Source organism: Opitutaceae bacterium TAV5 (genome assembly GCA_000242935.3).
In the GTDB taxonomy this organism is placed as follows: Bacteria; Verrucomicrobiota; Verrucomicrobiia; order Opitutales; family Opitutaceae; genus Geminisphaera.
Window position 1 is genome coordinate 5,367,197 of record CP007053.1, and the last position, 13,657, is coordinate 5,380,853.

General features: G+C 62.0%; 11 protein-coding genes. 7 read left to right on the forward strand and 4 right to left on the reverse strand.

The genetic code is table 11. The annotated features are described in order from the left end of the window. Window positions 1-84: 84 nt before the first annotated feature. From OPIT5_22805 to OPIT5_22815, 3 genes are all read right to left on the reverse strand, one after another. A complete protein-coding gene (locus OPIT5_22805; protein AHF92633.1) occupies window positions 85-930 on the reverse strand; it encodes a 3-oxoacyl-ACP reductase in 846 nt (281 codons plus the stop codon). A gap of 291 nt (window positions 931-1,221) precedes the next feature. Further along, on the reverse strand, window positions 1,222-2,382 hold the full coding sequence (locus OPIT5_22810; GenBank protein AHF92634.1) for a mandelate racemase: 1,161 nt from the start codon (window positions 2,380-2,382) through the stop codon (window positions 1,222-1,224). Window positions 2,383-2,446: 64 nt separating this feature from the next. Then, window positions 2,447-3,970, reverse strand: a complete 1,524-nt coding sequence (locus OPIT5_22815) for a beta-glucosidase (protein AHF92635.1) — start codon at window positions 3,968-3,970, stop codon at window positions 2,447-2,449. 43 nt (window positions 3,971-4,013) lie between these two features. Between OPIT5_22815 and OPIT5_22820 the strand changes: the two genes are divergently transcribed. The 7 genes from OPIT5_22820 (at window position 4,014) to OPIT5_22855 (ending at window position 12,673) form a co-directional block, all read left to right on the forward strand. After that, the gene (locus tag OPIT5_22820; protein ID AHF92636.1) at window positions 4,014-4,985 is read left to right on the forward strand and encodes an AraC family transcriptional regulator; all 972 of its coding nucleotides are present in this window, start codon (window positions 4,014-4,016) and stop codon (window positions 4,983-4,985) included. Between the two features lie 265 nt (window positions 4,986-5,250). Then, window positions 5,251-6,399: an oxidoreductase gene (locus tag OPIT5_22825; protein AHF92637.1), complete on the forward strand. Its 1,149-nt coding sequence runs from the start codon at window positions 5,251-5,253 to the stop codon at window positions 6,397-6,399. A gap of 186 nt (window positions 6,400-6,585) precedes the next feature. Continuing rightward, the gene (locus OPIT5_22830) at window positions 6,586-7,251 is read left to right on the forward strand and encodes an anchor protein (GenBank protein AHF92638.1); all 666 of its coding nucleotides are present in this window, start codon (window positions 6,586-6,588) and stop codon (window positions 7,249-7,251) included. A gap of 39 nt (window positions 7,252-7,290) precedes the next feature. After that, a complete protein-coding gene (locus OPIT5_22835; GenBank protein ID AHF92639.1) occupies window positions 7,291-7,998 on the forward strand; it encodes an N-terminal cleavage protein in 708 nt (235 codons plus the stop codon). Window positions 7,999-8,169: 171 nt separating this feature from the next. Continuing rightward, window positions 8,170-10,209 carry a sodium:solute symporter gene (locus tag OPIT5_22840; GenBank protein ID AHF92640.1) on the forward strand — a complete coding sequence of 680 codons (2,040 nt, stop codon included), beginning with the start codon at window positions 8,170-8,172 and terminating at the stop codon, window positions 10,207-10,209. 621 nt (window positions 10,210-10,830) lie between these two features. Then, window positions 10,831-12,165: a polysaccharide lyase gene (locus tag OPIT5_22850; protein ID AHF92641.1), complete on the forward strand. Its 1,335-nt coding sequence runs from the start codon at window positions 10,831-10,833 to the stop codon at window positions 12,163-12,165. A gap of 304 nt (window positions 12,166-12,469) precedes the next feature. Further along, window positions 12,470-12,673 carry a hypothetical protein gene (locus tag OPIT5_22855; GenBank protein AHF94651.1) on the forward strand — a complete coding sequence of 68 codons (204 nt, stop codon included), beginning with the start codon at window positions 12,470-12,472 and terminating at the stop codon, window positions 12,671-12,673. A gap of 83 nt (window positions 12,674-12,756) precedes the next feature. On the opposite strand, the gene OPIT5_22860 is transcribed toward OPIT5_22855, so the two are convergent. Further along, window positions 12,757-13,464, reverse strand: coding sequence for a hypothetical protein (locus OPIT5_22860; GenBank protein ID AHF92642.1), 708 nt, complete (start codon window positions 13,462-13,464; stop codon window positions 12,757-12,759). Window positions 13,465-13,657 lie beyond the last annotated feature (193 nt).

Consider the following 13,657-nt stretch of genomic DNA (forward strand, 5'->3'; position numbering starts at 1 on the left):
TTAGGGGCAGAGGCGGCGAGCCCGGCGGTTGCGGGCAAACGCGGCAGCGTGAGTCCGGAAAAAACCGGGAGTGCCTACGAGGAGTCACACGACGACATCCGCTGGTACCTGCTGGACGTTGAGACCGCCGTCGATGACGATGCGGGAGCCGATCAGGGTCGGAGCCTGGTCGGAAGCGAGGAAGAGAGCGAGGCGGGCGATCTCGTCTTGCTGCGTAGGGGCGCGGCCGGGGGTGTTCTGGTGGCGGCGGGCGGTTTGTTCCGGGGACAGGTCATTCCAGCGCGGAGTCCAGATATAGCCGGCGGAGATGCAGTTGACGCGGATGTCGTGCTGCGCGAGTTCGAGCGACATGGCACGGGTGAGTCCTTCGAGAGCGGCCTTGCTGGTGCAGTATGCGGTGCGTCCCCAGATGGCGCGCTCGCCGGCGAGCGAGGTGATGTTGATGATCGCCCCGGGGCGGCCTGCATCGCGAAGGTGCCGGGCGGCGAGTTGGGAACAGCGGAAGGTGCCGTGAAGATTGGCGTCGATGACTTCGCGGAAAAAGGCGGGCGTCTGGCCGAGGAACGTGGTGTCGTCGCCGAGGCCGAGGTGAGCGGCGTTGTTGATGAGGATATCGGGGAGGAGGTCGCGGCGGATGAGATCGGCGAAGGCGGCGTCGATGGCCGCCTCGTCGCCGAGGGCGAAGTGGGTGGCGTGGAGAGTGTCGGGCGAAAGCGCGATGTTCGTCATCGAAGTGCGGATACGTTCACAGGCGGATTCGGCGTCGGCAAGGCGGCGACCGTGGAGGATCGTGCGGGCGCCGGCCTGTGCGAAGAGCAGCGCAATGGTATGGCCGAGGTTTTGCGTGGAACCGGTGACGAGCACGGTCTTGCCGGTGAAGTCGGGGAGGGGAGCGGTGGGTGCGTTGTTGGCGGTGAATGCGGGTTTCATGGTAGGCGTTTTTTCGCTACAGAGTTCACAGAGCTCGGACACGGAGATCACGGAGGCGTGATTGATAAATCAGGGCGATGCAGGAGTTGCGGTTGGTTTTTTAAAAACTACGGATTTCACGGATGACACGGATCAGAAAACCGGAATGGCCGCGAAGAGGCAAAAGTCACAAAAAAGAAAAGTCAGGATAGGCTGAATTTTTTGCGGTTTTTTGTGCCTCTTTGTGGCTATCCCTCTGTTTTGGTTTTTATCCGTTTTATCCGTGTAATCCGTGGTCGGTTTGGTGCTGTTTCAGAAAGTGGCTTTGGCATCCGGCGGGCGGATGGCGGTGAGGGCGCCGGTGTAGTGGCGCAGGTCGTGAACCTGGTAAGGGTGCGCGGCGAGGGCGTCTTCGTTGATCTCGACGCCGAGGCCGGGAGCATCGCTGATCTGCATCTCGCCATTGACCAGCCGGCAGGTTTCCCGGGCGACGTCGGCGCGCCAGGGGACGTCGGTCGCCATGGTTTCGAGGTAGAGGAAATTGGGCGTGCAGGCGGCGAGTTGCAGCGTGGCGGCGTTGGCGACCGGGCCGGACGGATTGTGCGGGCAGAAGGGAATCTGCCAGACCTCGGCCATGGCGGCGATCTTGCGGAGCTCATGAATGCCGCCGGCATGGGAGACATCGGGCTGGATAAAGTCGGCGCAGCCGCGTTCGAAGACTTCGCGAAATTCCCAGCGGGTGTAGAGGCGTTCGCCCATCGAGATGGGGGTGCGGGTGTCGGCGCGGAGGCGCGCGTAGTTTTCGAGGTTGCCGGGGATGAGCGGCTCCTCGAACCACTGGATGTCGTAGTCTTCGAGAGCCCGGGCGATGCGGCGGGCGGTGGGGAATTCGAAGCGGCCATGGCCTTCGATCAAAAGTTCGGCGGTAGTGCCGGTGGCGGTTTTGACAGCTTCGACGACGGCGAGGGCGTCACGGAGTTGGGCGGCGGAGAGGTGACGGAAGGTGGCGCCGAAGGGATCCCACTTGAGGGCGCGGTAACCCATGCCGATGGCGATTTTCGCGGCGGCGGCAAATTCGTCGGGCGTTTTGGCGTTGGCGAACCAGGCATTGGCGTAGCAGGGAACGGCATCGCGGACGCGACCGCCGAGGAGTTGATGAACGGGGACACCGAGGGCTTTGCCCTTGATGTCCCAGAGCGCCATTTCGACGGCGGAGAGCGCGCTCATGAGGACGGGGCCGCCGCGCCAGTAGGCGTCGCGGTAAGCGTCCTGCCACCAGGCTTCGATGTTGCGGAGGTCGCGATTGACCAAGCCGCGTTCGAGTTCGCGGACGGCTTGGATGACGGTGGGTTCGCGGTATTCGAGCGTGGCTTCGCCCCAGCCGTGGTGGCCGGAGTCCGTCTCGATTTTGACAAAACACCAGTTGGTGCGCCAGGCGTCGCAGATGAAGGTCTTGAGGGCGGTGAGTTTCATGGGAAAAGCTGAATAGCTGAAGGGCTGGAAGCTGAAATTGGCTGGGGATTCGGGCCGGTTTTCTTCAGCCGTCCATTTTTCCTGCCAGCGGCAGGAGGGAGGCATCGGTGAGCACGAGTGGATAATCGGGGAGCGGAAGACGGAAGCGGCGGCCGACGACGGCGCCGTCGAGGACGAAGGCGGAGCCACGGGCGGCGGCGTCGTGAACGGTGCCGGTGAGAAGGTCGAGGAGGACGGGTTTTTCGAGGCGAAGGTCGGAGTCGTGCCAGAGGGTGAGGTCGATCTCGCTGGCGGGAGTCTTCTGTTGCGGGTCTTCGGTGTTCCAGAACGCGACGAGGGGCGAGCCGTGGCTGCTGAAGGTGGCGGCGACAGGGCTGGCCATCAGGCCGCTCCGCTGCGGGTGCGCGGGATCGGGTTCGGAGAAGCGGGTGCAGAGTTCCTGACGATGCGTGTCGGTGTCGAAGAGCGAGCAGATGCGGCGCATGACGTCGAAGGCGTATTTGGGTGTGTAATGTTTTCCGTGTATCAGGCCCATCATGACGGGGCGGTTGATCTTGCCGCCGGCCTGCCTGTAGGGGCGGTCCATGAGATCGACGGCGTGGAAATAGAGGAGCAGGTCGAAGCCGGTACGCAGGTCGATGAGGAGGCGGCGGGCGATCCACTTGGCCTGCACGATCTGGTCCATGTCGTAGAGGCCGAGCCAGTCGTCGTTGTGGCCGGCGGTCTGGGAGGGACAACCGTTCTCGCCCTGCCAGATGGCGATGCGGCGGGCAGGCGAATAGCGGTCGAGCAGGCGACGGATGAGGTCGTGCATGTTTTGCAGGTTCTGCTCGGGGACGGTCTGGTAGGGGTGAAAGGAAAACACATCGATGTGATCGGCCATCCCGGCCTTGAGCGCGGTTTCGAGGTAAGCGGGATCGAGCTTGGACATGGCGCCGCCGATGATCGTGGCGTCGGGGATTTGTTCGCGGACGGCGGCGGCGGTGATGCGGACGAGTTCGGCATAGGCGCGGGCGTCGGGTTTGGCAGGATGCCAGAACTGGGGGATGTTGGGTTCGTTCCAGATTTCCCAGTGGGCGACACGACCGCGGAAATGGGCGGCGAGGGCGCGGGTCCAGGCGAGCCAGGCGTCGCGGACGGCGTCGCCATAGTAGAGCGGCACGTAGCCGACGGCGGACTCGTGGGGCACATCGGGCATGTAGAGCCGGTTGCCGAAACTGACGGAGAAAAACGGTTGCATGCCGATGGAGCGGAGGCGGTCCACGATGGCGTCGAGCCAGGCGAAGTCGTAAACGCCGGGGGCGGTTTCGCAGCGGCTCCAGCCGGTTTGCACGCGCGCCCACTTGGCGCCGAGTTTTTCGAGGTGGGGGTAAACGCGCTCGGGATCGAACATGAAGCGGTCGAGGGTTTCGAAGCCGATACCGATGCGAGAGCCGGGGATCTGTGCCGTGGAGCGTAAGGTGGCGAGCCGACCGATCTCGGGGAGGCCGGGGAGCGGGTGGGGGAGGAGTTGCCGGCGGCAGAGGGCGGGGATGTCCTGGTTTTCGATGACGGAGTCAGCGGCAGCGGGAGCGGTGGCGGTAGACATGGCGGCGGGGGGAGGTGCGAATTACAAATGACAATGACGAATTATGAATGTGGATATGAGCGACGGAGGCATTTCCGAAGGCTTTCCATCCGTGGGAAAAAAGTTTACAGATGTGCGCATGGAGAAAATGAAAGCAGCGGAAACCGACAGGGCAGGGGAGAATGCCCGGACTTACTGGGATGGTTTGCGGGTGTCGCTGATCCGGTTCTTCGAGGGGCCGCCGATCGGGAAATATGGAGTTTTTCAAGGAGTGGTGCTGACGGTTTTCAAGTTCCTGGAGGGTGAGGTGACGCTGGTCAAAGACGGTGTTTCGGTGTCGGCGGGCAAAGGTGACTGGATGGTGTGCCATCCGGGGGAACGGTTTCAGGATTTTTCGGATTCTGCGCGTATCATCTCGATTCACCTGTTGGTGGAAAGTCCGGGCAATGCGGCGGCATGGTCAGGAGGCCCGGTGCTGGCGTTCGGCGTGGAGACGGCGACGAGGGCGGGGCTGGATGGTTGCGTGCGGCGGATGCGGCGGTCGGCGGTGTTGCGGCGGCTGGAAGCGAGCGGAAAGATTTGTCCGCTGGGCGTGCCGGAGACGTTCGCCGAGGCGCTGGAGTTGCAGGAAGTGGTGGCGGCATTTTTCCGGCGACTGATGGGGGTAGTGGAGCCGCTGGGGATGCGTTACGAGGCACCGCCGATTCGTGACGGGCGGGTGCGCGAGAGCCGGCAGCGGCTGGCGGCGGCGGGACTGCGCGAGGGGTTTTCGCGCGAGCGACTGGCGGCGGGATGCGGATTGAGCGCGTCGCAACTGGATCGGTTGTGGCGTGAGGAGCTGGGGCAGACGCCGGCGCAATTCTGGCATGCGCGGCGTTTGCAGGCAGCGTGCGCGCTGCTTCAGGGCGACGCGCACTCGATCAAGGAAATCGCGTTCGAAACGGGATTCCCGCACCTGAGCCAGTTTTCGTTCTGGTTCGCAAAAGCCATGAACGAGTCACCGCGCGCATTCAGGAGCCGGCACGAACGGGATTGAGAGAGTAGGGATGACCGCTGGCGCTGTGCCAAAATGCGAAAACGGCGACATCGAATCAGCACTTCGTCCCGGCAAAGACAGGTCCCGTCCATTTCATGCCAGCATGGCGTTGGTCCTTGAGCCGTTCCCGGCATCTTGAGTTATGACATAAGACATTATATTATATATAGATATAATTATTTCAGGAATTTTTGCGTAACTGGTTACTTTTTGATTGTAACCAGTTACTTTTCGGGTACTCGTTTCCATCGTCGCTCTCACAACCATGATTCGTCTCGGAATAATCGGTCTCGGAACCCGGCTCGCCCACATGCTGACCTGTTTTCAGGCCAGCGAACCCTCGCTGAGGGTGGTCGGCGTCGTTGATCCCGATCCCGCCGCCGCCCTGGAGCGGTTGCCCGCCGAACAGCGCGGGGGCATCCGTTTCTTCGCTACGCTGGCCGATCTCCTGCGCGAAGGCCGGCCGGATGCGCTGGCGGTTGGCACGCGGTGCAATCTTCACGCCGCCTATGCGACATCCATCGCGGCCACCGGACTGCCGCTCTTTCTGGAAAAACCTGTTGCCACCTCGATGGCCGACGCGCGCGCTCTCGAGAGAGCCTTTGCCGATTCGGCGGGCGAAGTCGTGGTGAGTTTTCCGCTGCGCCTCTCCGCGCTGTGCGGCATGGTGCGTTCCCGGCTCGACGGCGGCGCGGTCGGCCGGCTCGAACACGTGCTGGCGGTCAACTACGTGCCTTACGGCAACGTCTATTTCGACTCCTGGTATCGCGACTACCGCACCACCCAGGGCCTGTTCCTGCAAAAGGCCACGCACGATTTCGACTACATGGCTTTCCTCGTCGGCGCGCCGGTCACCCGGGTGGCGGCGATGGCGCAGCACGGGCGCGTCTTCCGCGACCGCTCGCTGGAGCCGGCCGGCGGCGACGACACCCGCCTCTATTTCGACGGGATCGGCACGCCCGAAACGGGCATGAACGAGGATGCCTCCAGCGCCCTCCTCGAATTCGCCAATGGCGTGCAGGGAGTCTACACCCAGGTGTTTTATACCAAACATGAAGGCGCCGCCCGCGGCGCCACGCTCAGCGGACTGCGCGGCACGCTGCGCTTCGACTGGTATCGCAACGAGCTCAATCTCCATCACCACAGCGAGGCGCACACCGAAACGGAGCGCCCGCCGGAGGGGTTGAATCACTTTGGCGGCGACGGCGCACTGGCGGCCAATTTTATTGATGTGATCCGCGGCCGCGCCCCGTCGGCCTCGCCGATCTCCGCCGGGCTGCGCAGCGTCTATGCCTGCCTCGCCGCCCGCGAAAGCGCCGCCACCGGACGCTTTGTCGAGGTGCGGCAGCTCACCGATCTCGAAACTCCGGCCGCCGCGCTTCCCGCCTCCCTGCCAGCTCTCGCCACCGCCTGACAATGAATCCCTTTTCCATGGTCCTCCGTAACGTCCCCACCCTCCGCAAAACCGGCGTCCGCCTCCCTGGCGCGCCGGATGCTAGTCATGCCCTGCGGAGGGGCAGTCTGTCTTTCTGTCCGCCCGGGTCGGGTGACCCGACGCGGATCGACCGGAAACCAAACATACAAAGTCCCTGCCACGACCATGAAAATGCTACACAAACTGCTCGCCCTCGCCGCCGTCACCACGGCCGCTGTCTGCTCCCACGCCGGAACCTATGCCAACATCACGCTTGATGGCATCATCGACGACTGGAGCGGTATCTCCGCCTCGTTCACCAACACCGGTGGCGGGCCAGTCAACCAGATCTTCCTGGCCAACAACGATACCCACCTCTTCATTCTTGTTACCTTCCATACGCAGACCGATTTCCTGACGGTCCCCGGCGGCTTCTACCTCGGTATCGACAACGACAGTAACGCGGCCACCGGCTTCAATATCTACAGCCAGGGCGTGGTGGGTTCCGAAGTCGGCTATGCTGCCGAGACACCCTTTCAGCAAGACAGTATTAATTTTAATACCGGTGCCGTATCTGAGGGTGCCAACATGCTGAGCAGCCCGTATGGCGCAGCGACTACGGCCCAAGAGTTCAGCATCTCCCGCACCGGCATAATCGACACGGCCAACTCCACGCCAGTCTTCCCGAATACATCGTTCAACTTGGTGGTGTATATCGACAACGGTGGCGAGCTGATCATCGGCCCCGCCTCCTACACTTTTGCCGCCGTTCCCGAGCCCGCCACGTGGGCTTTTATCGGGGGCATCGGTGCCCTCGCCATCTGCCTGATTCGTCGTCACCGTCGGCGCTAACCCCAAAAGGCCCGACTTCAATCTTCAAGCTCGTCCCCTATGCGACATATCCAGTCAAGCCGGCGACTTCCTGGCTTCACACTTATCGAGTTGCTGACCGTGATCGCCATCATCGGCATCCTGGCGGCAATCATCATTCCGGTCGTCAGCAAGGTCCGCACCACGGCCAAGATGACCCGCTCTCTCGCCAACCTTCGCCAGATCGGCGCAGCGGTCCAGTTGTTCGCCGGGGACAACAAGGGTGCCCTTCCGGTGTGGCACGACTTTACGGTCACCTCTCCGCCGGACATGCCGGGGGAGCCCGCTTACGGGGGAAGCTACTGGTGGGAACAGCTCGAAACCTACCTCGGGCAGGATCGCGAGATTTTTCATAGTCCCGCCCACGTCGAGTTCGACAGCTCCACTCGCGAGAAATTGCGCGAAACGATTTCCTACGGATGGAACTACGAAGTGCTGGGGCGCCACAAGGGCGACAGTTCAAAGGAGGGCGATCACCGTCTCAACGTGACCGACTTTGAAAGCCCGGCTCGTAGCCTGGCGGCTTCGGATGGCAAGGACCGGGATTCATGGGGTTCGATCACCTCAGCCAGGGATGGTCCGCAATGGGCTCCCAGTCCCACCCGCTACGGCGACCGGATTCCCTCCCTCTTTCTCGATGGCCACGTCAGCACACGTCCTTACTCCGAGTTTCTCCAGGCTGACCCCTGGTTCAACGCGGTGAAGGCTTTGCCTCCCGACAAAAGTTAAAACTACCGCCTTCCGGATTTTTACACAAAGATCGCAAAGAGCGCAAAGATTCATAATTCATGCTCTTCGCGTCCTTTGCGATCTTTGTGTAAAATAAAACTTTCAGGAAAACCGGTATCAGCCACCAAAACACATTCGTAGTTTTTTCACGCTACACCCCGCAACTCCCGCATGCACACTCTCGACTGGACCCTCCTTGCTGTCGCTCTCGGCGCGCTGTTCGCCGCCTGCATCGCCACCAGTCGTCTCATGCGGGGGGTCTCCGGCTATCTGGTGGCCAGCCGTTGCGCCGGCCGCTACCTGCTCACGCTTTCGGAAGGCGCGGCGGGTCTGGGAGCGATCACCATCATCGGCACGTTCGAGGTGTTTTACAGCGCCGGGTTCGTGCCGCTCTGGTGGGGCTACTTCCTCGCGCCGCTCGGGCTCTTCATCGCGCTGAGCGGTTTTGTCATCTACCGTTTCCGGCAGACGCGCGCCATGACCATGGCGCAGTTTATCGAGACGCGCTACTCGCGGCGCTTCCGCCTGTTTTTCGGCGCGCTCACGTTTGTGTCCGGCGTGGTCAACTACGGCATCTTTCCCGCCGTCACCGTGCGCTGTTTCATGCAGTTTTGCGGCCTGCCCGATGTGCTGGCGATCGGCAGCTTCAGCCTGCCGCTTTTCCCCGCGCTCATGGCGCTCGAACTCGGCCTCGCGATCACCCTCGTGTGGCTCGGCGGGCAGATCACGATCCTCGTTTCCGACTACCTGCAGGCGGTGTTTTGCATGATCGTGTTTCTGGCGCTGCTGGTGTTTTTTCTCTGGTGGATGCCCTGGGCCGATCTCGTGGCCGGGCTGGCGATGGCGCCGGAGGGCAAGTCGATGCTGCACCCGTTCCGGGCGCGCGACGCGGCGGACTTCAATACGGCCTATTACCTCATCGGCGCCTTCATGATCGTCTACACCACGCGGGCCTGGCAGGGCACGTCCGGTTACAATGCCTGCGCCCGCAGTCCGCACGAGGCGCGCATGGCCGGCATCCTCGCGAGCTGGCGGGCAATGGCGCAAAACCTCGCACTCCTGCTCATCCCGCTCTGCGTCTTCGCCGTGCTGCACAATCCGAAGTTCGCCGACCAGGCGGCACAGATCAACGCCCTCACCGCGGCCATCGCTGATCCCGCCGCCCGCGCGCAACTGACCGTCTCGGCGGGCCTCTCGACGATCCTGCCGGCGGGGTTTCTCGGGCTCTTCGCCACCGTGCTCGTGGCCGCCGCCATCAGCACCGACAACACGTATCTGCACTCGTGGGGCAGCATCTTCATCCAGGACGTGGTGCTGCCGCTGCGCAAACGTCCGCTCCCGGCCGCGCAGCATGTGCGCTGGCTGCGCGGCTCGTCGCTCGGGGTGGCGGTGTTCGCGTTCTTTTTCAGCCTGCTGTTTCCGCTGAAGGACTACGTCTTCATGTTTTTCGACATCACCGGCGCCATCTTTCTCGGCGGCGCGGGCGCGGCCATCATTGGCGGGCTTTACTGGCGGCGCGGCAGCACGGCCGGCGCCTGGGCCGCGATGATCACCGGCGGCGTGCTCTCCACCGGCGGCCTCGCCGTGCAGCAGGCCTGGGCGGGGCACCTCGCACCGCTGTTCCTGAGCTACAACCCCGACAATGCCTGGCTGGTGGAGAATGCCGCGAGGCTGCCGTGGAACGGACGCGAGATCATGTTCGGAGCGATGCTCGCCGCGCTGGCGGTGTACGTGATCGTGTCGCTGTGCGGGCGTACCCGTTTCGATCTGGAAACGATGCTCGGCCGCGAGGCCCGGGTGTCGCACGACGCCGCGGCGGCCCCGCGTTTCGGCTGGCGCGAACGCCTCGGCGAGGTGATCGGCAACGGCATCGAGTTCACCCGCGGCGACCGCTGGCTGTGCCGGCTCACGCTGGTGTGGACATTGTGCTGGTGGATCGTGTTTGTCGTCGGCACGGTCTGGAATCTCGTGGCGGAGGTGCCGGAATCTTCCTGGGCCACCTTCTGGCACTGGAACATCGGCCTTTCCGTGCCGCTGGGTGTGGTGACGACCGGATGGTTCCTCGTGGGCGGCGTCCGCGATTTCCGCCGCATGCTGCGCGACCTGCGCGCCACGCCGGCGGAGCCGGGCGTGACCGAAAGGGAAACGCCTGCACCGGAGGGGAAAGACGAGGTCCCGCCGCTCTGTCGCACGAAACCCGATACCGCTTGACCGGAACTTGACCACAGAGGACTGGGTCGCGTAAATTTTTTGACCACGGATTAAACGGATGGGAACTCCTGAAAATTCATTTTTACCGCGAAGGATGCGAAGAGCACGAAGATAGAGATAACTGCGATCATGCTTTTTAATTAATTCATGATTAATTAGATCTGATTTTTGGAATTTTGTTTTTTCTTATCTTCGCATCCTTCGCGCCCTTCGCGGTTAATTTTTAGAACCTTCCGGGTGGACATGGATACTGTCCGTATCCCGGACATTTTGACTTTACACAAAGATCGCAAGGGACGCGAAGGGAACAATCAGCAATCCTTTGCGTTCTTTGCGGCCTTTGTATGAAAATCCGAAAGTTCCGAGGCATTGATACAGGAAGGAAACTGCGAAGCAGGATATGAATCTGTGATCATCCGCATTACCGTGCTGGGAAAGTCGTGTTTTTCTACGTATGATTTTTCTCGAACCGGAATGGCCACAAAAAACACAAAAAGTCATGCCGCCCGGCCCTCTGTCTCCCGTGCGCCTATAGGCGCGATGGCGGGTTTCATGCGCGGTGTGTTTCTTTGTGTTTTTTGTGGCTATTGCTTTTCCGGCCCTGGTTGCCGGTGAACACTCATGCACGTCCTTTCTCTTCATCGCTGGCTGCTCGCCCTTCTCCTGCTTTCGGCCCGTCTTGGCGCGGCGACTTACGGGGTGGCTCCCGACGGGGACGACACTGCCGCCGGTTCGCCCGAAGCTCCCTGGCGCACCCTGGGTCATGCCGCGCTGATTGCGGCTGCCGGCGATACCGTCGAGGTGCGCGGCGGCGTCTACGCGGAGCAGGTAAAATTCGGCCGTTCGGGCACGGCGGATGCGCCGATCGTTTTTCGGGCGAGGGCAGGGGAAACGCCGGTGATCGACGGCGCCACGCTCACGGCGGGTCCCGGCTGGTCGCCGCTGCTGCGGTTGCACGATGTCAGCCACGTGACGATCGAGGGATTCGGGCTGCGCGGCCTGAAGACGGACCGGAAAAATCACGTGCCCGTCGGCATCCTCGTGACCGGTTCGGGCGAAGGCGTGCGCCTGCTCGACAACCATATCCATGACCTCGGCACCACCTGGACCGGCGCCCGCGGCGGCGACGCTCACGGCATCGCCGTTTACGGCAATGCGACCGCTCCGGTCCGGAACATCCTCATTCGCGGCAACCGCCTGCACGATCTCCGGCTCGGGTCCAGCGAGGCGCTGGTGCTCAACGGCAACGTCACGGGATTTCTCGTCGAGGCCAACCGCGTGCATGCCTGCAACAACATCGGCATCGATCTCATCGGCCACGAGGGCACCTGCCCCGATCCGGAGCAGGATGCGGCACGGGAGGGTATCATCCGGATGAATACGGTCTTCGCGATCGATTCCTTCGGCAATCCCGCTTACGGGAAGCACCGTTCCGCGGGCGGCATCTACGTGGACGGCGGTCGCGACCTGCTGATCGAGCTCAACACGGTTTTCGACTGCAACATCGGCATCGAGCTTGCCAGCGAACACGCGGGCCGCGCCACCCGCCGCGTGACGGTGCGAAACAATGTCGTCTCCCGGAATCACATCGGCGGCCTGTTCATGGGCGGCTACGACCGGCAGCGCGGTCGCACCGAGGCATGCCGGATCGAGCGCAACACGTTTTTCGAAAACGACACCCTGGGCCACGGCAACGGGGAGATTCACCTGCAATTCGATGTGCGCGACACCGCGATCCTCCACAACGTGATCGTCACCGGCCCGCAGGCACTCGTGATCGGCAACCCTTACGCGGAGAACACGGGCAATACGGTGGATCACAACGTGGTCCGCGCACCCGGCACGCCGCGGTGGCGATGGAAGAACCGGGAGCATGCCGGCTGGCGCGCTTGGCGCGAAGCCTCGGGGCAGGATGCGCATTCGGTCTTCAGCGAGACGCCATCCGGCAAGCGCTGAATCCGGATCAACACCGCCAGAACTGCCTCACTGAACAGAAGCCCGGGAAGCCGACCTGCCAGGTGGTGAGGGAACATGATATATCAATGCCCCGCGGCTTTCGGATTTTTACACAAAGATCGCAAAGGGCGCAAAGAGCACAGAGCGGCACAGCCACAACCGAAGGGAAGAATGGCCACAAGAAACACAAAAAAACACGCCGCGCATGAAATCCTCCATCGCGCTTATAAGCGCGCGGAAGATTCTCGCCGACAGAGGGTAATTTTGTGTTTTTTGTGGCTGAAAGAAATCCGGGGGGAGAGTTTTGGCCGCGAAGGGGCGCAAAGGGGTTTTTGCAGGGGAGCTCTCCATGGCGCTTATAAGCGCCACCCAACGTTTCATCCGCGTGAGGATTTTTGCGCTCCTTCGCGGCAAAGAAATCCGGGGCGGGGAGGGGTCGCAGGTAATCCGGGAAGCACGTAATGGTCCCTCAGCCAAAATCCTCGCGAATATGAGCGAATACCCATGATGGAAATGCAACGTATTGTCCGTTATCTCCTTCGCGGTCTTCGCGATCTTTGTGTAAAACCCAAAATATTCAAAATACTGGCATCAGATCGAGGGTGCCTGTTTCTCTCGGTCAGCGGGTCTGTCCGCTTGGGTCCGGGCAATGACCCAGACCTGCACGGTTTTGCTGACGCCGTTGGCGAATTTTGCCGTCACGTTGATCGCGGTGCGCGCCGGAGCGGATGCGTCGGGACGCTGAATGGTGAGGATGCGCCGGCCGGAGACGGGATGGGTGGACACGGAGACTTCCAATGCATCGTTTTCGGGTACGGCGGTGAGTTCTTCCAGCGGCGAGTCGGCGGAGACGGTGATTGTGGCCGATTTTGAACTTTCCTGTTGTGCACCGCTGCGAAACAGGAGGGCGCGGGGAGAGACGGAGAGCAGTTCGGGGATGACGGTCTCCAGTCGCAGCACCACCGGCTTGTCGGGCGCAGCGGCGGTGCGCACGCGGATTTCCTTGCCCTGCTTGCCGGTCCGGTCGCCGAAGGTGAACACGGCCTTGATCTCGCCGGCTTCGCCGGGCTGGTAAACCCGTTTTTCCAGTTCCGGCACCGTGCACCCGCAGGAGCTGTCGAGCTTCGTGATCTCCTCGGCGGTCTCGCCCGTGTTTTTGAACCGGAAGACCGCGACCATCTCCGTGTCCCCTGCTTGGGCGGGTTGAGAGATCGTGGTCGTCTCGAAAACCAGGGCGGCATGCAGGGACGCGGTTGCCAGGAGGCAGCAGGATAGAGCGAGGAGGAATCTCTGGATCATCAAGTGGAATATCAGGGTGTGTTTCGGATTTGGTGAATAAAAATCGCAAATATAAGGTTTGGCTCTCTGAATCAGTTCATCCGCTTGTTAGAACTTGCAGATCCTTTCCTACATACCATTTATCCCCTCGTTTAATAAACGGAACTTCATATGTAAAGCCGATCTCTGATATATTACGTATCTCTAATATGGC

Excerpts from the sequence above, each read along its gene's own strand:
- OPIT5_22820 (AHF92636.1), top strand. The coding sequence starts at position 4,014 with ATGAATGTGGATATGAGCGACGGAGGCATTTCCGAAGGCTTTCCATCC.
- OPIT5_22810 (AHF92634.1), bottom strand. The coding sequence starts at position 2,382 with ATGAAACTCACCGCCCTCAAGACCTTCATCTGCGACGCCTGGCGCACC.
- OPIT5_22850 (AHF92641.1), top strand. The coding sequence starts at position 10,831 with ATGCACGTCCTTTCTCTTCATCGCTGGCTGCTCGCCCTTCTCCTGCTT.
- OPIT5_22830 (AHF92638.1), top strand. The coding sequence starts at position 6,586 with ATGAAAATGCTACACAAACTGCTCGCCCTCGCCGCCGTCACCACGGCC.
- OPIT5_22840 (AHF92640.1), top strand. The coding sequence starts at position 8,170 with ATGCACACTCTCGACTGGACCCTCCTTGCTGTCGCTCTCGGCGCGCTG.
- OPIT5_22825 (AHF92637.1), top strand. The coding sequence starts at position 5,251 with ATGATTCGTCTCGGAATAATCGGTCTCGGAACCCGGCTCGCCCACATG.
- OPIT5_22815 (AHF92635.1), bottom strand. The coding sequence starts at position 3,970 with ATGTCTACCGCCACCGCTCCCGCTGCCGCTGACTCCGTCATCGAAAAC.
- OPIT5_22835 (AHF92639.1), top strand. The coding sequence starts at position 7,291 with ATGCGACATATCCAGTCAAGCCGGCGACTTCCTGGCTTCACACTTATC.
- OPIT5_22860 (AHF92642.1), bottom strand. The coding sequence starts at position 13,464 with ATGATCCAGAGATTCCTCCTCGCTCTATCCTGCTGCCTCCTGGCAACC.
- OPIT5_22805 (AHF92633.1), bottom strand. The coding sequence starts at position 930 with ATGAAACCCGCATTCACCGCCAACAACGCACCCACCGCTCCCCTCCCC.